Source organism: Solimonas sp. SE-A11 (assembly GCF_030345715.1).
In the GTDB taxonomy this organism is placed as follows: domain Bacteria; phylum Pseudomonadota; class Gammaproteobacteria; order Nevskiales; family Nevskiaceae; genus Solimonas_A.
Genome location: NZ_JAUASX010000013.1, coordinates 121,146 through 141,283, shown reverse-complemented (window position 1 = coordinate 141,283; position 20,138 = coordinate 121,146). Strand labels below are relative to the sequence as shown.

General features: G+C 67.9%; 15 protein-coding genes and 1 pseudogene. 6 read left to right on the top strand and 10 right to left on the bottom strand.

The features are described from left to right. A pseudogene (locus QT386_RS23490) lies at nt 1-102 on the top strand (IS110 family transposase); the annotation flags it as partial. Nucleotides 103-132: 30 nt separating this feature from the next. Here the strand turns inward: QT386_RS23490 and QT386_RS15630 are convergent. Together QT386_RS15630 and waaA are read right to left on the bottom strand one after the other, a co-directional pair. Beyond that, entirely contained in the window at nt 133-1,116 is a 984-nt protein-coding gene (locus QT386_RS15630; protein ID WP_289274670.1) for a ligase-associated DNA damage response exonuclease, read from the bottom strand. Next, nucleotides 1,113-2,357 carry a lipid IV(A) 3-deoxy-D-manno-octulosonic acid transferase gene (waaA, locus tag QT386_RS15625; RefSeq protein ID WP_289274669.1) on the bottom strand — a complete coding sequence of 415 codons (1,245 nt, stop codon included), beginning with the start codon at nt 2,355-2,357 and terminating at the stop codon, nt 1,113-1,115. The genes QT386_RS15630 and waaA overlap by 4 nt, the downstream gene beginning before the upstream one ends. Before the next feature lie 43 nt (nt 2,358-2,400). Between waaA and lpxL the strand changes: the two genes are divergently transcribed. The 3 genes from lpxL (at nt 2,401) to QT386_RS15610 (ending at nt 5,720) form a co-directional block, all read left to right on the top strand. Next, on the top strand, nt 2,401-3,324 hold the full coding sequence (gene lpxL / locus QT386_RS15620) for an LpxL/LpxP family Kdo(2)-lipid IV(A) lauroyl/palmitoleoyl acyltransferase (protein WP_289274668.1): 924 nt from the start codon (nt 2,401-2,403) through the stop codon (nt 3,322-3,324). Between the two features lie 70 nt (nt 3,325-3,394). Continuing rightward, nucleotides 3,395-4,378, top strand: a complete 984-nt coding sequence (locus QT386_RS15615; RefSeq protein WP_289274667.1) for a tetratricopeptide repeat protein — start codon at nt 3,395-3,397, stop codon at nt 4,376-4,378. Between the two features lie 28 nt (nt 4,379-4,406). Further along, nucleotides 4,407-5,720, top strand: coding sequence for a L,D-transpeptidase family protein (locus QT386_RS15610; RefSeq protein ID WP_289274666.1), 1,314 nt, complete (start codon nt 4,407-4,409; stop codon nt 5,718-5,720). 436 nt (nt 5,721-6,156) lie between these two features. Here the strand turns inward: QT386_RS15610 and QT386_RS15605 are convergent, their stop codons facing one another. Genes QT386_RS15605 through QT386_RS15595 form a run of 3 tightly spaced genes read right to left on the bottom strand, consistent with a single transcriptional unit; the run spans nt 6,157 to nt 8,473 of the window. Beyond that, nucleotides 6,157-7,155: a M14 family murein peptide amidase A gene (locus QT386_RS15605; RefSeq protein WP_289274665.1), complete on the bottom strand. Its 999-nt coding sequence runs from the start codon at nt 7,153-7,155 to the stop codon at nt 6,157-6,159. Beyond that, the gene (locus QT386_RS15600) at nt 7,142-7,792 is read right to left on the bottom strand and encodes a thiol:disulfide interchange protein DsbA/DsbL (RefSeq protein ID WP_289274664.1); all 651 of its coding nucleotides are present in this window, start codon (nt 7,790-7,792) and stop codon (nt 7,142-7,144) included. The genes QT386_RS15605 and QT386_RS15600 overlap by 14 nt, the downstream gene beginning before the upstream one ends. A 39-nt stretch (nt 7,793-7,831) precedes the next feature. Then, entirely contained in the window at nt 7,832-8,473 is a 642-nt protein-coding gene (locus tag QT386_RS15595; RefSeq protein ID WP_289274663.1) for a cytochrome c, read from the bottom strand. A gap of 112 nt (nt 8,474-8,585) precedes the next feature. Here QT386_RS15595 and yihA point away from each other — a divergent pair, with 112 nt between their 5' ends. After that, nucleotides 8,586-9,224 (top strand): ribosome biogenesis GTP-binding protein YihA/YsxC, encoded by a 639-nt coding sequence (gene yihA / locus QT386_RS15590; RefSeq protein ID WP_289274662.1) that lies wholly within the window; start codon nt 8,586-8,588, stop codon nt 9,222-9,224. A gap of 569 nt (nt 9,225-9,793) precedes the next feature. On the opposite strand, the gene polA is transcribed toward yihA, so the two are convergent. The 3 genes from polA to QT386_RS15575 are packed head-to-tail and all read right to left on the bottom strand — an operon-like array spanning nt 9,794 to nt 14,048. Further along, complete coding sequence (gene polA, locus QT386_RS15585; protein WP_289274661.1) at nt 9,794-12,574, bottom strand: DNA polymerase I; 2,781 nt, start codon at nt 12,572-12,574, stop codon at nt 9,794-9,796. Then, nucleotides 12,571-13,812 carry a diaminopimelate decarboxylase gene (lysA, locus tag QT386_RS15580; RefSeq protein WP_289274660.1) on the bottom strand — a complete coding sequence of 414 codons (1,242 nt, stop codon included), beginning with the start codon at nt 13,810-13,812 and terminating at the stop codon, nt 12,571-12,573. The genes polA and lysA overlap by 4 nt, the downstream gene beginning before the upstream one ends. Before the next feature lie 2 nt (nt 13,813-13,814). Next, nucleotides 13,815-14,048: a lipoprotein gene (locus QT386_RS15575; RefSeq protein ID WP_289274659.1), complete on the bottom strand. Its 234-nt coding sequence runs from the start codon at nt 14,046-14,048 to the stop codon at nt 13,815-13,817. A gap of 73 nt (nt 14,049-14,121) precedes the next feature. On the opposite strand from QT386_RS15575, the gene QT386_RS15570 reads away from it, so the two are divergent. Next, nucleotides 14,122-14,796 carry an alpha/beta hydrolase gene (locus QT386_RS15570; protein WP_289274658.1) on the top strand — a complete coding sequence of 225 codons (675 nt, stop codon included), beginning with the start codon at nt 14,122-14,124 and terminating at the stop codon, nt 14,794-14,796. A 129-nt stretch (nt 14,797-14,925) separates the two neighbouring features. Here QT386_RS15570 and QT386_RS23485 read toward each other — a convergent pair whose 3' ends face one another. Together QT386_RS23485 and QT386_RS15560 are read right to left on the bottom strand one after the other, a co-directional pair. Continuing rightward, nucleotides 14,926-18,384, bottom strand: a complete 3,459-nt coding sequence (locus tag QT386_RS23485) for a translocation/assembly module TamB domain-containing protein (protein WP_289274657.1) — start codon at nt 18,382-18,384, stop codon at nt 14,926-14,928. After that, nucleotides 18,381-20,117: an autotransporter assembly complex family protein gene (locus QT386_RS15560; RefSeq protein WP_289274656.1), complete on the bottom strand. Its 1,737-nt coding sequence runs from the start codon at nt 20,115-20,117 to the stop codon at nt 18,381-18,383. The genes QT386_RS23485 and QT386_RS15560 overlap by 4 nt, the downstream gene beginning before the upstream one ends. Nucleotides 20,118-20,138 lie beyond the last annotated feature (21 nt).

Genomic DNA, 20,138 nt, shown 5'->3' with positions numbered 1-20,138 from the left:
CCCAAGCTGATCATCGGCGCCATGATGCGAAAGCTTGCCCATGTCGCCTACGGTGTACTGCAATCCGGCAAAACCTTCGATCCAGCACTCCACGGGGCTTGATCGGAATAACAGTATCTACGATCAGCTCACTCAATACCCCGGTGCCGCCCCTGGCAACGCCGCCGCATCGATCCCGCGCTCGCGCAGATGCGCCACCAGCGTCTCCGTGTGCCCATGCATCGCCAGCACACGCTTGGCGCCGCTCTGCTCGATGCTCAGCAACAACCCATCCCAATCCGCATGGTCGGACAGGATGAAACCGCGATCCCAGGCGTCGCGCCGCAGGTCCCTCTGCATCCAGCCCGAGGCGAATCCCGCGCGATACGGCCGGAAGCGCTTCATCCACGGCGTGCCGCGCGCGGCCGGCGGTGCCAGCACCAGCTCACCCGCGAAATCCAGGGTGCGCGGCGGTGCCACCGCCGACTCGGTGGGCAGCATCTTCACGCCGGCCTTGCGGTAGACCTCCACCAGCGGCGTCATCGCGCCGTGCAGCCAGACCTTGCGGTCGGTGTAGCGCATCAGCTCGGCCAGGATGCGCTGGGCCTTGCCCAGAGCGTAGGAGAACAGCACCGAGGCCTGGCCCTCGGCGGCGTTCTGCGTCCACCACTCGTGGATCTCGCGGGCGGTCTCGCAAGCCGGCGGCCAGCGGTACTCCGGCAGGCCGAAGGTGGCCTCGGTGATGAAGACGTCGCAGGGCACCGGCTCGAAAGGCGTGCAGGTGGGATCGTCGTCGCGCTTGTAGTCGCCGGACACCACCCAGACCTGGCCCTGGGCCTCGATCCGCACCTGCGCCGAGCCCAGTACATGGCCGGCCGGGTGCAGTGACACGCGTGCATCGCCGATCTGCGTGGGCTGGCCCCAGTCCAGGGCGTTGATCCAGGTCTTCTGTCCCACGCGGGCACGCATCAGGCCCTCGCCTTCGCGGCTGGACCAGTACTGCATGGAGCCGCTACGGGCATGGTCGCCATGGGCATGCGTGATCACGGCCCGCGCTACCGGCTTGGCGGGGTCGATGTAGAAGTCTCCCGCCGGGCAATACAGGCCCGAGGGACGCATCAGCACCAGGTCCGTCATGCGCGATCCAGCAGCTCGAGAAGCTTCTGCAGGGCGCCGCGGTTTGCAGCCACGGCGCGACGCCCGGCCTCGCCCATGGCGCTGCGCTGCGCCGGATCACGCAGCAGGCGCGTGAGCGCCGCGGCCAACTGCGTGGCATCCGCGACCTGCTCCGCGGCCTGCTCGCCCAGCAGCAGGTCCCGCGCGGCGATGAAGTTATGCATCTGCGGCCCGAACAGCACCGGCAGGCCCAGCGCCGCCGGCTCCAGCACGTTGTGCCCGCCCACCGGCACCAGGCTGCCACCAACGAACGCAACGTCGCTGGCCGCGAAGTAGGCGAACATCTCGCCCATGCTGTCGCCCAGCAGCACGTCGGCCACCAGGCCCTCGCCGGTCCAGGCGCTGCGGCGCACGCAGGCAAAGTCGCGCGAGGCCAGTTTTGTCACGCCGTCAAAGCGCTGCGGGTGGCGAGGCACCAGGATCAGCGCCGCGTCCGGCAGTGCCTTGCGCAGCTCGCGGTGCACGGCCAGGGCGGCTTCCTCCTCGCCCTCGTGCGTACTGGCGGCGATCCACACCGGCCGCGCGCCCAGCGCGGCACGCAGCCGCCGGCCCAGGTCCAGCAGAGCCTCGGGCAGCGCCAGGTCGAACTTGATATTGCCCATGGTGCTGACGCGGGGGGCGCCCAGCGCGCGGAAGCGTTCGGCGTCGGCGTCGCTCTGGGCCGCCACCTCGGTGCAATCGGAAAGGACCGAGCTGGCGAAGCCGCGTACCCGGCCATAGCCCTTGAACGAACGCGGCGACAGGCGCGCATTGGCCACCAGCAGCGGCACGCCGCGGCGCGCCAGCGCCCGGAACAGGTTGGGCCAGAGCTCGGTCTCCATCACCACCACGCGGTGCGGGCGCATGCGCGCCACGTAGCGCCCCACCACATCCGGCAGGTCATAAGGCAGGTAGGTGTGCAGCACCTGGGGCCCCAGGGCCTCACGCACACGCTGCGAGCCGGTGGGCGTCATGGTGGTGACCAGCACGCGGCCCTCGCCGTGGCGCGCCACCAGGGCGCGGATCAGGGGCAGGGCGGCCAGCGACTCGCCCACCGACACCGCATGCACCCAGACCTCCACCGGCTGCTCGGGCGCCGGCACGAAGCCGAAACGTTCGCCCCAGCGGCGGCGGTAGTCGGGCAACTCGAAACCCTTCCACCACAGGCGCAGCAGCACCAGCGGGGTGATCAGGTACAACAGGCAGGAATACAGGAGGCGCATCCCGGGAAGCGTAACCAGCGGCGACGGCCGCTACAATTCGCGGATGGCCGACCGCTCCTTCCAGCCCACCTTCCTCTCGCCCCGCTACTGGCCGACCTGGCTCGGTATCGGCCTGATGCGCCTGCTGTGCCTGCTGCCGGTACCCTGGCTGCTGGCCCTGGGCGAGGGCCTGGGCCGCTTTCTCGGCCGCCTGATCCCCAGCCGCCGCCACATCGTGCGCCGCAACCTGGAGGTCTGCTTCCCGCAGATGCCCGCCGCGGAGCGCGAGCGCCTGGTGGACGAGCACTTCGCCGACCTGGGTGCCGGCATCTTCGAGGCGGCCTTGGCCTGGTTCGCCTCCGACGACAAGCTCCGCCCCCATGGCGAGGTGGTGGGCCTGGAACACCTCGACGCGGCGATGAAGGACGGCCACGGCGTGCTACTGCTGACCGGGCATTTCACCACCCTGGAGCTGGGCGCCCGCTACCTCTGCCTTGCAAACCGCCCGTTCCATGCCATGTACCGGCCTTATGAAAACAAGGTCATGAACCACTACATGCATCACTGGCGCGAAGCCCGTTCCGGCCTGCCGGCGCTGCCGCGCGAGGACCTGCGCAGGCTGGTGAAGGCGCTGCGAGAGGGACGCTGCATCTGGTACGCCCCGGACCAGACCCTGGACCCGCGCAGCTCGGTGTTCGCCCCGTTCTTCGGCCATCCCGCCCTCACCGTCAGCGCCACCGGACGGCTGGCGCAGATGGGCCGGGCCAAGGTCGTGCCCTATTTCCCGGCCCGGGTGACCGGCCGCTACCGCGTGACCTTCTTCCCGGCCCTGGAGGACTTTCCGGGCGGCGACGACGTGGCCGATACAGCGCGCGTCAACCAGGTGCTGGAGGAGGGGGTGAAGCTGGCCCCTTCGCAGTACTTCTGGGTCCATCGCCGCTTCAAGAAGCGCCCGCCGGGTACCCCGGACGTCTACGCGAAGGGCTGAATCCCCCATCAGGACGTCTCTTCCAGACACGCGTTGCTGATATATTTAGCGGCAAATCAAATCACATCCAATGCCCGAGGTCGGCGTGATGCTCAAGTTCTGCCGTATCGCTGCTGCTGCGATCGTTTTCGCTTCTGCTCCCGTGCTGGCCGCCAGCGTCGCCGAGGAGGCCCAGTCCCTGCTCAACCAGGGCAACGCCGCCGACGCCCTGCGCAAGGTGGAAACCCACCTGCAGGCCAACCCGCAGGATGCGCAGGCGCGCTTCGTGCGCGGCCTGGCCCTGGTGCGCCTGAACCGCATCGAGCAGGCCATCCGCGTGTTCGCCGACCTGACCCGCGACTACCCGCAGCTGCCCGAGCCCTACAACAACCTGGCCGTGCTCTACGCCCAGCAGGGCGACTACGAGCGCGCCCGCGACGCCCTGGAAGCCGCGCTGGCCACGCACCCGAGCTACGCCACCGCCCATGAGAACCTGGGCGACATCTACGCCGCCCTGGCCGGCGCCTCCTACAACCGCGCCCTGATGCTGGACCCGGGCAACGGCGCCCTGCGCCGCAAGCTGACCCTGGTCGGCCAGCTCGACAACGCCCCCAGCGATCCGGCCACCACGGTCGCCGCCCCGGCCCCGCGCGCCGCCGCTCCGGTCGCCGCCGCTCCGGCCCTGGCACCGCCGCCGGCCACCATCCCGCCGCCGGCTGCGGACATCGACGCCACCACCACCCAAGCCGTCAATGCCACCCTGGCCGCCTGGACCCAGTCCTGGGCCAACAAGAGCCTCGATGCCTACTTCGCGCTCTACGCCCCGGACTTCCAGCCGGAAGGTAGTCTCAGCCGCGGCGCCTGGGAAGCACAGCGCCGTGACCGCATCACCCGCCCGAAGCGCATCAGCGTCAAGGCCGTCAACCCGCAGATCGCGCGCACCAGCGACGGCGGCCTGCGCGTCAGCTTCCGCCAGGACTACGAGTCCGACGCCTTCTCCGACCAGGTCTCCAAGACCCTGGAGCTGAAGCAGGTGGGCGGCAGCTGGAAGATCAGCCGCGAATACACGCGCTGAGCGGCAGCTGAGCACCCGCCCAGCTTCGATGCCAGGTCGCTACACCCTGTGGATAGCCTCGCTATCCGCCCTGGCCGCCGTGTGCTTTACCGCGCTCGGTGCGAGCTTCCTGTTGCCGCAGTTGGCGCAGAACGACGCCCCGGATCCGGTCAGCGTGCCCATCGCACAGCTGACCGTCGCCCCACTGCCGCCCCCCCCGGTCCCCAACGCCGCCAAGCCGGCCACCCCGCAGCGCGTCGCCTGGAAGGATGACGGCCAGCCGATCGACGCCGAGTGGGCCTTTGGCGAGGTCATCAAGCACCTGGAAGCCGGCCAGGCCGGCGAAGCCCTGAGCCTGCTGCAGGAGATCACCCACAAGCAGCCCGGCTTCATCCCCGCCCGCCCGGTCCACCGCCAGTTGCTGGCCGCCTCCGAGAAGGGCGCGCCGGAACCCAAGCGCCTGGCCGAGCTGGCCGAAGAAGCCCGCATCCGCCTGGACAGCGAAAAGGCCATGCCGCCCGAGGGCACCGTGCCCAACGCCGTGCTGCAGCTGCCAGACTCGCACAAGCACCTGCTGGTCACCGACCTGCAGCGCGCCCGCCTCTACGTGTTCGAGAACAGCGGTGGCAAGCTCAAGCTGTTGCGCCACCACTACGCCGCCATGGGCAAAAACGGCGCCGGCAAGGAAGCACGCGGCGACAACCGCACGCCGATCGGCATCTACCACATCACCCGCTGGCTCAAGGACGAGGCGCTGCCCGAGCTCTACGGCGCCGGCGCCTGGCCCACGAACTATCCCAACCCCTGGGACAGCTTCAAGCGCCGCACCGGCCACGGCATCTGGCTGCACGGCGTACCGCGCGACACCGAAAGCCGCGCCCCGCGCTCCAGCGAGGGCTGCGTGACCATGGCCAACGACGACCTGCTCTCGCTCAGCCCCTACATCGATCTCGGCGACACTCCCGTGGTGCTGAGCAACGAGCTGGAGTGGGTCACGCCGGAAGCACAGCAGAAAGACCGCGAGGAATTTGCCGCCCGCGTCGAAAGCTGGCGTGCCCGCTGGTCCGCCAAGGACACCGAAGGCTACCTCGCCTTCTACGGCCCCGAGTTCACCGTCAGCGGCATGAACCTGAAGCAGTTCACCGAGCACAAGAAGCGCGTCAACGCCGGCAAGAAATCCATCGACGTGAAGCTGAGCAACATCAGCCTCTACCGCTACCCGGGCGCCGGCACGCCCCTGCTGCTGGCCGAGTTCGAGATGGACTATCGCAGCGATAACTTCAACCAGCGCAGCCGCAAGCAGCAGTTCTGGAAGCAGGACGGCGAAGGCGTGTGGAAGATTTTCCGGGAGGAGAATCTGTAGGCCCGGCCAACGTAGCGCGAAATGCGCATTCGCCTGACTTCATGAACCCCGCTCCCGCAAGGAAGTGGGGTTTTGCTTTTATTGGCGGAGACAAGCTTCTGCTTTGAAATCTTTGTGTGCGTTAAAGCATTTTCGCTTCAAGCTGAAACACGAACCGTCATGCCGGCGAAAGCCGGGCATCCAGTCCCGGACCGAAGTGACCCAGGACAGCACTGGATACCGGCTTTCGCCGGTATGACGAGCGCTTGTGCCGTGTCCGTCCGTGGCTAAAAAGCTTTGCCTTGAGGCAGTCGGCAAGAGGAAAAGCGGAGTTGCCATCCATGGCGAGACTGCAGTGACCTGAATACGCCCCTGGGCGACCATCCATGGCCGCCCGTGATTCGCCGCAGGCGATGACATTTAGTCATCGCCAAAGCGCGACGAATCACCCGCTGACTCAGCGGCTTTCGTTCCCACCATTCCAGGGATGGTCTTCCAGTCTCTGGTAGAGCGCCGGCTCCGTCTTCGGCAGGTTTTTCTCCAGCCACTGCAGCATATCGTTCCAGATGCGCTGGGACTGCGCCGATGACGGCATGATGCCCGCGTGCGGCAGCTCCAGCGTGATCACCGGCATGCCCAGGTACACCCCCGCATAGTTGCCCAGCGAGCCCGGATACGTGCCCAACTGGTGCAGGTGCAGGTAGCCGAAATTCTCCGGCGCCTGGGCCGGGCCGTCGTAGTCCAGCAGGCCGTAGGGCGCGTGCACCGACACGATGGCGTCGGGGCGGAATGCCCTGATCGCATCGTCCAGCCAGCGGCTCTCCGGCTCCGACAGGGGCGAAGGGCCGGGATAGCGGCGCGGATCCTTGCGCGTGCGGTTCTCCCAGTAGGCCAGCGCGTCGGACTTCCAGTCCGGCGTCATGAAGTTTCGGTTCAGGTCCACGCCACGGGCGTTCACGCGCGTCGGCGGGCGGATCAGCATGCCGTCCGGATTCACACAGGGCGCCACGCGCCAATGGAAAGGCTGGTCCTGCTTGGTCTCCAGCTCCTTCATCCACTGGAACACCGTGCTGACCGAGGACAGCTCGTCGCCATGGATGCCGCCGATCAGCAGGATGCGCCGCGGCGTGTTCTTTCGCGTGGTAGGGGCGAAATCGCGCCACAGGATCGGCAGGCCGTTGACACTCTGGCCGCCGCTGGGACGCAGGCCGGACTTGAGGCAGGTCTCCACTCCCACGCTCTGCAGACGCCCGCCGATCAGCTCGCAGGCCTTCTGCATCGAGACCAGCGGCGTCGCCGGCTTGGTCACGGCGGGCTTGGCTGCCGCCACGGCCGGCCGCGGCGGCGGCTTGGGGGGCTTGGGCGGCGACTGGGCCTGGGCTGCGCCCACAACAAAAAGCCCGGCGAGAAGCCGGGCCAACCAGATGTTGCGGTAGAAGCGCTTAGCGACCGCCACGTTCCTTGCGTACCTTCACGACCAGGCTATCGACCACCTTGAGCATCGTCTCGAAGCTGCCGGCCATCGCCGCGCTGGTCATGTACTTGCCGCCGACCACCACCACCGGGACGCTGGTGATGCCGTAGTCCTTCGACAGCTGCTCCGACTTGCGGAAGCGCGCGTCAACCGCAAAACCCTTGAAGGTGTTGGTGAACAGATCCGGCATCAGGCCCAGCGTGCGGTTGAACACGGCGGCGATCTGCGCCTCGTTGTCGAGGTGCTGACCTTCCTTGTGGATGGCGTCGAACAGGGCCGGGTGCATCTTGTCGAGCGCGTTCAGCGACTCGGCGGTGTAGTAGGCCTTGGCGTGCAGCGCGCCCACCGGGCGGCCCAGGGTATTGGGCACACGCACAAAATCGACGTCAGCCGGCTTGCGCTGGGACCACTTGTGGATTTCCGGATCCAGGGCGTAGCAGTGCGGGCAGCCGTACCAGAAGAACTCCTCGACCAGGATGCGCTTCTTGTCGGCCGGCTGCTGGATCTCGCGCACCTTCTTGTACTGCTTGCCCTCCGAGTACTGCGCGTCCTGCGCCGAACAGGCGAGGGCGGTCAGGGCCAGGGCGGCGGCGGTGAGGTAGCGGGCGAAGGCGCGCATGAAGGATCCTTGGTGGGCGTTTGGACGGTTAACGCAGTCTTACTGCAGGCCGTTGACGTAGGAAGCCAGGGAGTCGATTTCCTTGTCGGACAGCTTGGCTGCGACAGCGGCCATCATCTTCTGGTTCCCGTCCGGCAGTTCGCCCTTCAGGCCCAGCTCACGGTAGGTACGCAGGCGGGCGGCGACGTAGGCGGCATGCTGGCCCCCCAGGCGCGGGTAGGCCGCGGCAGGGTTGCCGGCACCGGCGGGGCCGTGGCAACCGGCGCAGGCCGGCAGCGCGCGGCCGGCGTTGCCGGCCAGGTACAGCGGCTTGGCGACGGCCACGGCGTCCTTGCTGGCCAGGCCCGGGGCCGGCTTCTGCAAGGCGTAGTGGGCGGCGAGGTCACGCATGTCCTGCTCGCTCAGGGCGGCAACCTGGCCCTGCATGATCGGGTTCTGGCGGGCGCCGCTCTTGAAGGCCTTGAGCTGCTCGAAGATGAAGCGCGAGCTCTGGCCGGCCAGCTTCGGCCACTCGGGCATGGCGCTGTTGCCGTTGGGGCCATGGCAGGCGCCGCAGGGCGCCGACTTGGTGGCACCGGCAGCGGCATCGCCCTGCGAAATCGGATCTTTCTTCGCCGGTGCCGCTTCCGCGAACACGGACAGCGGGGCGCACAGGGCGAGGACAAGCAGGACGCGCTTCATCTGGAAAACTCCCTAACAATGAGTTCTATATCTGGACGGTGGCTCGCGCAAGGCTGGCTTTAAAGCGCGACAATAGGATCTTGAACCCCTAATTCTACATGGCGGACGCCCGATGCTGAATCCCTTTGCTCAAGCTGGCTTCATCCTGTCCTGCGCCAGGCTGGACCAGCTGCCTGCGGACGCCCTGCCGGAAATCGCCTTTGCCGGCCGCTCCAACGCTGGCAAGTCCAGCGCCCTGAACCTGATCTGCGGCCAGAAGCAGCTGGCCCGGGTCAGCAAGACCCCCGGCCGTACCCAGCTGATCAACCTGTTCGGGGTGCCCGGCGGCCGCTTCGCCGACCTGCCCGGCTACGGCTACGCCGCCGTGCCGGAACAGGTCCGCCGCGACTGGGGCAAGCTGATCGGCAGCTACATGGATGAACGCCAGAACCTGGTCGGCACCGTCCTGATCATGGACATCCGCCACCCCCTGGGCGATCACGACCGCCAGATGCTGGCCTGGGCCGACCATCGCGGCCTGCGCGTCCATGTCCTGCTGACCAAGGCCGACAAGCTCGGCTTCGGTGCGGCCAAGGCCACCCTGCTAAAGGTCCAGAAGGACGTGGGCACCTCGGCCACGGTGCAGCTGTTCTCCTCCGAGACCCGGGCCGGGCTGCCGGAAGCCCAGAAGCAGTTGCGGGACTGGCTGGGGATCGACGAGACGGCAACCTTTGCCAAGGTGGGGGGCGGGTTGGGTGACGCGCTTAGTTGATGCCTAAATGGCATCACCTGCGTCATCCAACGAGCGGCCATGGAATGTATGCCCCGGCTGAGGCCTGACTCAATGTCAGGCCGAGGTAAGCCAAACATGCCCCAGGGGCTCGATTAGGTAGCGGAAGTCCCACCGTGGATGGCTCTCCCGACGGTATTCCTCCCTGCGGAGGAGAACCCCGAGGGGAGAGGGTGTTTCCGTAGAACCCGCCTGAGTGGCCCCTGCTGGAGCTACAGCATCCCTCTCCCGCAAGCGAGGGAACCCATCAGGGAACTTCCCGCTTTTCTGCCACACAAATAAAAATGCCCAGCGAACCGGGGGAGGATTCGCTGGGCAACAACTCCGGCTTGGGGGCGCCGGAATTCCGTCCAGGGAGTCAAGACGGACGAGTGTGACAGGGAGAATCAACACTCGAAGGATTAGATGGGGTCGCGCCTTCTAAGTTCAACGGAAATTCCGGGACTCGACCGATTTTTTTATTCAATAAAATAAAACGCTTCCAAAACAGATCGTTAGCGTGACAACAATCCCGGTTTTCGGGGCGGTTTCAAACTATAAATCTTTATTTTTCAGCTGCTTGCGTGGCCTTCAGCATCATGGGCCGCATCCCAGTTGGAACCCGTGCCCCAGTCCGCCACCAGGGGGACGGCAAGCTGCGCGATACGGCACATTCGGCCTGCAATCTGCGGGGCCTGTTCCTTCAGCAGTGCCTCCGGTCCCTCGAAAACCAGCTCGTCGTGCACCTGCATGATCATGTGGATTTCGGGCAGGTTCTTGGCCAGGTGCCGCTGCAGGTCGATCATGGCCTTCTTGATCAGGTCCGCCGCGGTGCCCTGCAGCGGCGCGTTGATCGCGGTGCGCTCGGCGTACTGGCGCAGGCCCTGGTTCTTGGAGTTGATGTTCGGCAGGTAGAGTCGGCGGCCGAACAGGGTCTCGACGTAGCCCGTCTCGTGCGCCTGCACGCGGGTATCGTCCATGAAGCGCTTCACGCCGGGGTAGCGGCCGAAGAAGCGGTCGATGTAGTCCTGGGCCTCGCCGCGCGGGATCGCCAGCTGGCGCGCCAGGCCGAAGGCCGACATGCCGTAGATCAGGCCGAAGTTGATCGCCTTGGCGGCACGACGCTGCTCGGCGCCGGTCTCCTCCAGGCTCAAGCCGAAGACCTCGGCGGCGGTGGCCCGGTGGATGTCCAGGCCCTTGCGGAAGGCATCCTGCAGCCGCTCGTCCTTCGAGAAGTGCGCCATCAGGCGCAGCTCGATCTGCGAGTAGTCGATCGACAGCAGCGCATTGCCCGGCTCGTGCACGAAGGCCTGGCGGATGCGGCGGCCCTCGGCGGTGCGCACCGGGATGTTCTGCAGGTTGGGATCCGACGAGGACAGGCGGCCGGTGGCGGCGATGGCCTGGCCGTAGGATGTATGGACCCGACCGGTGCGCGCGTTCACCGCCAGCGGCAACTGGTCGGTATAGGTCGAGCGCAGCTTCTGCATGCCGCGCCAGTCCAGGATCAGCCGCGGCAGCGCGTGCTGCGCCGCCAGCTCCTCCAGCACGTCCTCGGCGGTGGACGGATCGCCCTTGGGCGTCTTGCCCAGTACCGGCAACTGCAGCTTCTCGAACAGGATCTGCTGCAGCTGCTTGGGTGAGCCCAGGTTGAACTCGCCGCCGGCCTGCTCGAAGGCGGCCTTCTGCAGCTCGTCCATGCGCTGGGCCAGCTCGCCGCTGATCTGGCGCAGCAGCGCCGCGTCGAGCTTCACGCCGCGCTGTTCCATCGCCGCCAGCACCGGCACCAGCGGTATCTCGATCTCTTCGTAGACCTTGAGCAGTGCGGCGTCGGCCTGTAGGCGCGGGTACAGCACCTGGTGCAGGCGCAGCGTGACGTCGGCGTCCTCGGCCGAGTACTCGGCGGCCTTGTCCAGCGGCACCTGGTTGAAGGTCAGCTGGTTCTTGCCCTTGCCGGCCACGTCCTCGAACTTGATCGTGCGGTGGCCCAGGTACTTCTCGGCCAGCGTGTCCATGTCGTGGCGGTTGCCGGCGGCATCGAGCACATAGCTCTGCAGCATGGTGTCGTGCTTGAGTCCCTGCACCACGATGCCATGCTGAGCCAGTACGTTGATGTCGAACTTGGCGTGTTGCGCCAGCTTCGGTAGCGCCGGGTTTTCCAGCACGCCACGCAGGCGCTCGCGCAGATCCTCAAGCTTCAGCTGCTCGGGCGCGCCCAGGTAGTTGTGCGCCAGCGGCAGGTACCAGCCCTGGCCGGCCTCCACCGAGAAGGCCAGTCCCACCAGGCCGGCGGCGTTGGATTCCAGCGAGTCGGTCTCGGTGTCGAAGCAGACCAGTTCGGCGGCCAGCAGCCGCGCCATCATCGCGTCGAAGGCCGCCTCGTCGAGCACGCATTCCACCTGCGTGGGCCGCGCGTTGACGGCCGGCGTCGCGGGTGCTTCCAGCGTGGCGACGGCCGGCGCGGGCACTGCCTCGGCTGCCGCGGGGACCGCGTTTGCCGTTCCCGAAACCTCCTCGGCCCAGCGATTGAAGCCCAGGCGCCGGTACATGGCCGCCAGCACGCCGGGGTCCGGCGGCTGCGGGCGCAGGTCGTCCAGCGTCACCGGCAGCGGCACTTCGCAGTGGATGGTGGCCAGCTCGCGCGACAGCGGCAGCTTCGGCAGCGCCTCGCGCAGCTTCTCGCCGACCTTGCCGCCGACCTTGTCGGCCTGGGCGATGATCTGGTCCAGCGAGCCGTACTCGTTGATCCACTTGGCGGCGGTCTTGGGTCCGACGCTGGGCACACCCGGGATGTTGTCGACCGTGTCGCCCATCAGCGTGAGGTAGTCGACGATGCGCTCCGCCGGCACGCCGAACTTCTCGATCACGCCTGCCGGGTCCATGCGGACGTTCTTCATCGTGTCCAGCAGATGCACGCAGTCATTGACCAGCTGCGCCATGTCCTTGTCGCTGGTGACGATCAGCACGTCGCGCCCCGCGGCGCAGGACTGCCTGGTCAGCGTGCCGATGACGTCGTCGGCCTCGTAGCGCTCCACCGTCAGCACCGGCAGGCCCATGGCGCGCAGCATCTCGGAGACCAGCGGGAACTGCGACAGCAGGTCCTCCGGCGTCTCGCTGCGGTTGGCCTTGTACTCGGGGAAAATCTCGTTGCGGAACACGTCGCCGCGCGGGTCGAAGACCACGCAGAGATATTCCGGCGCGTAGTCTTTCATCAGCCGCCGCAGCATGTTGCCCATGCCGTACACCGCCCCAGTGGGCTGGCCATCTGGCGCCGTCAGCGGCGGCAGTGCATGGAAGGCGCGGAACAGCCAGGACGAGCCGTCGATGAGGATCAGCGGCTTGTCCTTGTCGCTCATAGGAGGTTCTCGCCGCGGAGCAGGTCGTCGATGGTTTCACGCGCGCGCACGACATGCGCCTTGGCGCCGTCCACCATCACCTCGGCGGCACGGCCACGGGTGTTGTAGTTGGAGGCCATGACGAAGCCGTAGGCCCCGGCACCGCGCACCGCCAGCAGGTCGCCTTCCTCGATAGCCAGCGCACGGTCCTTGCCGAGCCAGTCGCCGGTCTCGCAGACCGGGCCGACCAGGTCGTACTCCTGCGCGGCGCCGTCGCGCGGCGTCACCGGCACGATATTCATCCAGGCCTGATACAGCGTCGGGCGGATCAGGTCGTTCATGGCGGCGTCGATCACCGCGAAGTGCTTCTCGCCGCTGTCCTTGATCGCCTCGACGCGCGTCACCAGCAGGCCGGCATTGGCGGCGATGGCGCGGCCGGGCTCGGTCAGCACGCGCAGGCCACGGCCAGCCAGCTTCGGCAGCAGGGCCGCGGCCCAGTCGGCAGGCTGCGGCGCGTCCTCGTCCTTGTAGCGCACGCCCAGGCCGCCACCTACGTCGATGTGGCGCAGGCGGATGCCCGCCGCCTGCAGGCGGTCGATCAGGCCCAGTACCTTGTCCAGCGATTCCAGCAGCGGCGAGATGTCGAGCAGCTGCGAGCCGATGTGGCTGGCCACGCCCAGGATCTCGATGCCGGGCATCGCCGCGGCCTCGCGGTACAGCGCCTCGGCGGTGGTGAAGTCCACGCCGAACTTGTTCTTCTTGAGCCCCGTGGAGATGTAGGGGTGGGTCTTGGGGTCCACGTCCGGGTTCACGCGCAGCGCGATCGGCGCGCGGCGGCCCAGCGACTGGGCCACGCGGTCCAGCCGGCGCAGCTCGGAGGCAGACTCCACGTTGAAGCAGTAGATGCCGGCGGCCAGCGCCTCGCGCATCTCGGCCTCGGTCTTGCCCACGCCGGAGAACACCACCTTGCCGGCGCTGCCGCCGGCCCGCAGCACGCGCTGCAGCTCACCGCCGGAGACGATATCGAAGCCGGCGCCGGCCTGGGCCAGCGTCTGCAGCACCGCGAGATTCGAATTGGCCTTCACCGCGAAGCAGACCGTGTGATCCACCGGGGCCAGCGCGCTGTCGAACGCGCGGTAGCGCTCCAGCAAGGCATTGCGCGAATAGAGGTACAGCGGCGTGCCGTGCTGCGCAGCGAGATCGGCGACAGGAATCTGTTCGGCCAGCAGCTGGCCGTCGCGGTAGATGAAAGCGTCCACGTTCAGCGGTTTTCCGGGGTGGGTTCAGGGGAATTCTTGGGCTTGGCCACGGCGGCGGGCGGCGCCTCGGGCACCGTCTCCTGCGGGGTGGCATCGGCCGGCCGATGGGCCACGGCGGGCGGCGGCGCCTGCGGCACCGGCGCTTTCTCCCTTTCCGGCAGGTACAGCGCGCCGGACTGGCCGCAGGCGGCCAGCAGCAAGGTCAGGGACAGGGCGAGGGTCGGCAGCTTGTTCATGGGGGCGCTCCGGGGGCGGCAAGTGTAGCAAGATGGCGTCCAGGGCCTGGGGCCGGCTGTAGAATCCCGCCCCATGAAAAAGCACGAAACGGCAGACGCGGTACGACTGGAGCCGGACCAGCCGGCAGACGCCACGGTCATCTGGCTGCACGGCCTGGGGGCGGACGGGCATGACTTCGTCCCCATCGTGCCGGAGCTGGGCCTGCCCGCCGGGCACCGGGTCCGCTTCCTGTTCCCCCACGCCAGGATCCAGCCGGTGACGATCAACGGCGGCATGCCGCTGCGCGCGTGGTACGACATCCCCGCGCTGGACCGGGCCGCGCGCCAGGACGAGGCTGGCCTGCGCGAGTCCGAAAAGCGCATCGCCGGGCTGATCGAAGCCGAGATCGCTTCCGGCATCCCGGCGCGGCGCATCATCCTGGCCGGCTTCTCGCAGGGCGGCGCGGTAACGCTGCACCTGGGCGTGCGCTGCGCGGAGCCCCTGGGCGGACTGATCGCGCTGTCCACCTACATGCCGCTGCACCTGAAGGTGGAGGCCGAGATTCATCCGGCCAGCTTCAAGACGCCGATCTTCATGGCCCACGGCCGCTTCGATCCCATCGTGCCCTTCGCCTGGGGCTCCGACTCCGCGCGCGGCCTGCGCGCCGCCGGCTACGAGCTGGAGTGGCACGAATACCCGATGCAGCACCAAGTCTGCGAGGAAGAGATCGAGCAGATCGGGCGCTGGCTGCGGGAACGGCTTGCCTAGGGAACCCCTGTAAAGTCCGTTCGTGCTGAGCCTGTCGAAGTAAGGGCGGACTTTCCCCAAGGCAGGTCAATTAGTTACCACTCACCCTTCGACAGGCTCAGGGCGAACGGTAACTTTTTCAGAGCGTCCCTAGCGCTCGATCGTGTACAGCAGGTCGCCGCCCGCCTCGACGCCGGATTCGGTCTGCAGCTTGAAGCCGCGGCCGAGGTCGTAGGCCAGCTTGAAGATGTTGCCGGGCTGGAAGATACCGATGCCGTAGCTGACGTAGAGCTTCGGCGACAGGTACTTGCCCACCGTCAGGCGCGCCTGGTCGGAGCTCTCGCCCGGCTTGGAGCCCACCGTAATCTCGTCGATGCCGACACTGGTGCCCAGGCGGTTGGCCAGGAAGCCGCCGCCGCTGAGGCCCAGCGCCAGCGCAGCGCTGGCCAGCATGTTGCGGTCGCCCTCGGTGTTGTTGCCCTCATCCATCGGGCGACCAAGGATCAGCCAGGACAGTTGTTGCTGCTGCGTCATTGACGGCGTGGAGTAGACGCTGAACTGTGGCTTGTCCAGCGTGCCGCGCACCAGGATGCCCACCGTGACGTCCTCGGTGGGCTTGCGCTCGGCTTTCAGCTCCAGCAGCGGCTCGGTGATGAAGCCGCCGCTGTAGATCAGGCGCCCGGTCTCGATGCTGAGGTCCTGGCCGTAGGCCTTGTAGCGTCCGCCGATCAGGTTGATCTCGCCGGAGGCGCGCGTATCGCGCCCGCTCTCCTCGAAGATGGTGATGCCGCCGCCGAAGCGCGTGGTCAGGCCGTAGCCCTTGAAGCTGACCTTGTCGCCGAGCTTGAGCTGCACCTCCGCCAGCAGCTTGAACAGGCCGCTGGACTCCGGTGCCTGGCCGTCGCGGCCGACGATCACCTGGTCGGAGCTGGGGCCGATGCCGGTAGCGAAGTCCGGCGGCGCGATCTCGGCGCGCGGCACCAGCACCTCGCCGGTCACGCGCAACTGACGCTTGCTCAAGCCTAGCTTCAGGTCCGGCGAAATCCAGACCTTGGCGCTGGGCAGGCGTGCCGCCTGAAAGTCCTTGCCGGTCACGCGGATGTCGGCCTGCATCGGCTCACTGCGCGGATCGATACGCCCGGCGATGCGGATCTCGCCGCCGCCGGAGGTTCCACTGATGTCCAGGTCCAGCACGCCCTCGGAGCCGCCGCGCAGGCTGCCCGTGATCGGACCGACCTCGATGCCCGGCGTGGCCAGCCGCAGCTTGCCGTTGCGCAGCGCCAGCTCGCCCTGCACCAGCGGTTTCTCCAGCGTGCCGCCGAGCTGGAACTGGCCACCGATAGACCCCTCCACCGAGGTTACCTCGGTGGTGAACAGGCGCAGCCAGGTCAGCTCCGGCAGCTCGACCTGCACCTCGCCCGACAAGGGACGCTGCACCAGCAGCGCGCCGGGACCCAGTCGCGCATCGAGCTTGGCCAGGCCCTGCGCGAACGGCAGGTCCAGCTTGGCGCGCAGCGAATCGCCTTCCTGCAGCAGCTGCGCGGTGCCCGCCTTGAACTCGAACAGCTTGCGCTCGTTCACGGTCCACTGGCCGGCGCTGGTGGCCAGGTCGGCGCGCAGCACGGTGATCTGGCCACCAGGCGTCAGGTCGATCTGGCCGGAACCATCGACGCTGCCGTCCACCTCCCAGCCCTTGGGCAGGAAGGGTTGCAGGTAGGCGTAGGCGAAGTCTTCCAGGCGGAAGGCGACGCGCTGCACGCGCGGATCACGCAGCAGGCGCAGGCAAGCACGCGCGGGGGCGCTGCGCCAGCAGGCCGCTCCCAGCGATTGGGCGATGGCCGACAACTCAAGGTCCGCCGGTTCTTCCAGCGTCCAGGCGGCAAGCTGCTCCGGCGCCAGGCGCCCGCTGGCCAGTTGCCCGCGCCAGCGCTGGGCCGTCAGGTCGGCGGCACCACGCAGCGCCAGCTCGGCGTCACCCTGCTCGGTCTGTGCGGCCAGGCGCAGCTCATGCTTGCCCAGGCTGCCGTCCAGCTCCAGTGTCGCCGCGGCGATACGCAGGCCAGCATCCGCGTCGGCCAGCTTCACGCGCAGGCGGTTGTCGCGGCGCAGGTCGAGATTGCCGTCGAACTGCAGGCTAGCGGCGCGAATGTCGCCCGCGGCGAGACTGCGCGCATCCAGCATGGCCTGCAGTTTCCAGTCTTCAGGATTGGTACTGCCGCGCAGGTCGCCATCCGCCTGCAGCTTCAGTGAAGCCAGGCCGTAGTCCTGGTAGCGCAGCTGCTGGGCGTCGGCCTGCAGCTTCACGCGCGGCCCCTCCACCGGGCCCTGGGCCTGCAGCTTGGCCTGCACCCGTCCACCGAGCCCCGGCCACAGCGGCGCCAGGTCGGTACTGGCCAGCTCACCCTTTGCGTCCAGTGTCGGCCAGACGCGGCCGCTGGCCTTGAGCCGTGTCGGGCCGCTGCGCAGCTCGGCGGAGGCCAGCGTCAGAATGTCGTCCGCATAGAGTCCCTCGGCCTTCAGGTCGAGCTTGTATTCGCGCCATACCGAGTCGTACAGCGCGGCGTTGAAGCCGATACGCGGCTTGCCGTCCTGCAGTTGCGTCTGCACGCGGAAGCGGCCGTTGAGTACACCAGCCAGTTCGGGCAGCACCTGCCCGGGGTGGATGCCGCGCATCTCGCCCTCGGCGTCCACACGTAGCTGCGGCGCCCAGGCGATGTCGGCCTTGGCGTCGAGGCTGCCGCCCAGGCCCTTGGCCTGCAGCCGCTGCAGGCGCAGCGTCTCCATGGTGCCGTCGCCCTCGGCCTCCAGCGCCACCGCCGCGCGGGCCTCGGCAAAGCGTGCCTTGAGCTGGTAGGCGTAGGACTCCAGCGAGCCCTTGACGGTGGCCTCGCCCTCGGGGCTGGTCAGCATCGGCTCTTCCAGCAGCGGCCAGCGCAGGTCCTGCCAGCGCAGCTCGGCGTCGAACTCACCGGCATAGGCGTATTCGCCTTTCAGCTCGGCGGCGCCAGGCCCGCTGAGCCTGAGCTGCTGCACCTGCACGCGCTCCGGCGACAGCCGCAGCTCGGCGCTGGCCAGCAGCGGGCCGGTCCCCGGCAGCGTCGCGGCCAGCTTGCGCAGTTCCACGCGGCGCCCGACCCAACGCAGGTCCACGCCGATGGCGTCGATCAGTAGAGGCGCTTCCGTGCCTGCCAGCTGCAGGCGCAGGTGCTGGACACCGGCATTGACCACGCGCAGGCCCAGCGGCAGTTCGCTGATCGGCGGGGTCTGCTCGTCGTCCGGCGGCGTCTCGCGCAGGGTCACGTTTACTGTGCCAGCCTGCAGGTCGTTGATCCGCAGGCGGCCGCGCAACAGCGAACGCGGGCGCCAGTGCAGCGTCGCCCGGTCGATCTCGACCGTCGCCGCCTCGTTCTCGAAATGCAGGCCGCGTAACACCAGCGGGCTCAGCAGCGAGCCCTCCACCGCCTCGATGCGCAGCCCCGGCACCCATTCCTGCGCCTGCTCCGCCGCGAAACGCGTGCCCGCCTCCGTGCCGAGCAGCCAGGCCGCCAGCAGCAGCGGCACGGCAGGCAGGGCCAGCAGCACGAGCAATACGATCAGGAGGCGTTTCACAGGCCCACCCGGATGCCGATATGCAAGCGCACCCCGCTCTCGCCGCCATCCAGCGGATGCGCGAGATCCACCTGGATGTAGCCCACCGGCGAGCGGTAGCGCGCACCGACACCGACACCCTGGAACAGCTGCGGCAGGACATCGTCGTCGGCACCGCCCGCGTCGTAGAACACCGCGGCGCCCCACTTGTCCCAGAAGTAGTAGTCGGTCTCCACGCTGAAGCCGGCCAGGTTCTTGCCGCCGATGACCTTGCCGTCGACATCCTTAGGGCCGATCGACTGGTAGCTGTAGCCGCGCACCGACTGGTCGCCACCGGCAAAGAAGCGCTGCGAGGCGGGCAGGTCGGAGAAATCGTCGACGATGTTGGTGCCGTACTCCACGCGTCCCAGCACGCGCCACCGGCGCGAGAACGGGTAGACGCCGCGCAAGATGCCATGGGCCTGCACGAAGCTGGCGTTGGACAGCAGGCCCTTCTGAGCGCCATGGGTGTCGAAGAACACTGCCCAGCCGCGGCGCGTCAGGATCGGATCATTCAGCTCGCTGCGGTTGAGCTCCAGGCCCGGCATCAGCAGGTCCGCGGTCTGCACCTTGTTGGACAGTTCGGACTCTTCATGCTCGAAGCTCAGGTACCACTTGCGCTTCCACTTGCCGGGGAAGCGGTTGAGGCTGGTGTTGAGCACGTACTTGAGGCTGTCGCCGTCCTCGTAGCGCTCGGTCTCCACGCCGCCACCGAAGCCCCAGTATTCACCCGGCTTGCTGCCCAGCGGCACGCGGTACTCCGCACTGGCCTTGTTCTTGATCTGCGAGAGCTGCATCTCGGCATGCAGCTTGTGCCCCTGCCGGTTGAAGTAGCGCACGTCGTTGGCCACCGAGGTGCGCGCGCCGGTGTCGGTACCGTAGCCCACGCCGAAGTCCCACTTACGCTTGGGCCGCGGCGTGGTGTGGATCTCCATCGGGATGCGGTTGTCCACGGCCTTGTCGCGGCGCGGCTCGATCTCCACGCTCTGGAAGTAGTCCAGGTCGGTCAGCGCGAACTGCGTATCCACCAGCACCTGCGGATCGAAGGGCTCGCCGGGGTCGATGGTGACGTAGCGCTCGACCACGCCGGGATCCAGGTGGGTCTGCTCCACCGTCACCGGACCGAAGTAGTAGCGCGGCCCGGTGCTGAGGATCAGCTCCACCTCGGCGCTGCGCTCCTCCGGGTTGACCCGCAGCTGCGAGCGGACGAAGGCGGCGTCGAGGTAGCCCTCGGCGTACGCGGCCTGGGCCAGGCTGGTCTTGGCCTGCTCGTATTCTGCGTGCTGCAGGCGCTCGTAGGTGGTCAGGGGAAAGCGCCGGAAGATGCGCCGGAAGATGCGGTCCTTCTGCCCCTCGCCCTCCACCTCCACGTCGATGCGCGTGATCAGCGTAGGCAGCCCCTTGTCCACGGTATAGCGCGCCTTCCAGTTCGGCGCCTCGCCCTCCAGCGAGGATTCGATCCTGGGGCTGTAGTAGCCGAAGGGCTGCAGGGCGCCGCGGATGTCGTCCTCGGCGCGGGCATGCAGGCCCTCCACCAGCAGGTCGTCCAGTTCCGGCGACTTGGCGGAGGCCCGGATGCGCAACCGCTGCTCCACATTTTCCTTCTCGGCGCCTTCCAGTCCCAGCACCTGCACCTCGACGCCGGCATGGGCGAGCCCCGCCCACAGCAGGAGCGCAGAAGGGAGCAAGCGGCGGAGAGTAGGGATCAGGGTCACGGAATCGGTCTTGCCTGGGCC

Excerpts from the sequence above, each read along its gene's own strand:
- QT386_RS15630 (WP_289274670.1), bottom strand. The coding sequence starts at position 1,116 with ATGACGGACCTGGTGCTGATGCGTCCCTCGGGCCTGTATTGCCCGGCG.
- waaA (WP_289274669.1), bottom strand. The coding sequence starts at position 2,357 with ATGCGCCTCCTGTATTCCTGCCTGTTGTACCTGATCACCCCGCTGGTG.
- lpxL (WP_289274668.1), top strand. The coding sequence starts at position 2,401 with ATGGCCGACCGCTCCTTCCAGCCCACCTTCCTCTCGCCCCGCTACTGG.
- QT386_RS15615 (WP_289274667.1), top strand. The coding sequence starts at position 3,395 with ATGCCCGAGGTCGGCGTGATGCTCAAGTTCTGCCGTATCGCTGCTGCT.
- QT386_RS15610 (WP_289274666.1), top strand. The coding sequence starts at position 4,407 with ATGCCAGGTCGCTACACCCTGTGGATAGCCTCGCTATCCGCCCTGGCC.
- QT386_RS15600 (WP_289274664.1), bottom strand. The coding sequence starts at position 7,792 with ATGCGCGCCTTCGCCCGCTACCTCACCGCCGCCGCCCTGGCCCTGACC.
- QT386_RS15595 (WP_289274663.1), bottom strand. The coding sequence starts at position 8,473 with ATGAAGCGCGTCCTGCTTGTCCTCGCCCTGTGCGCCCCGCTGTCCGTG.
- yihA (WP_289274662.1), top strand. The coding sequence starts at position 8,586 with ATGCTGAATCCCTTTGCTCAAGCTGGCTTCATCCTGTCCTGCGCCAGG.
- polA (WP_289274661.1), bottom strand. The coding sequence starts at position 12,574 with ATGAGCGACAAGGACAAGCCGCTGATCCTCATCGACGGCTCGTCCTGG.
- QT386_RS15575 (WP_289274659.1), bottom strand. The coding sequence starts at position 14,048 with ATGAACAAGCTGCCGACCCTCGCCCTGTCCCTGACCTTGCTGCTGGCC.
- QT386_RS15570 (WP_289274658.1), top strand. The coding sequence starts at position 14,122 with ATGAAAAAGCACGAAACGGCAGACGCGGTACGACTGGAGCCGGACCAG.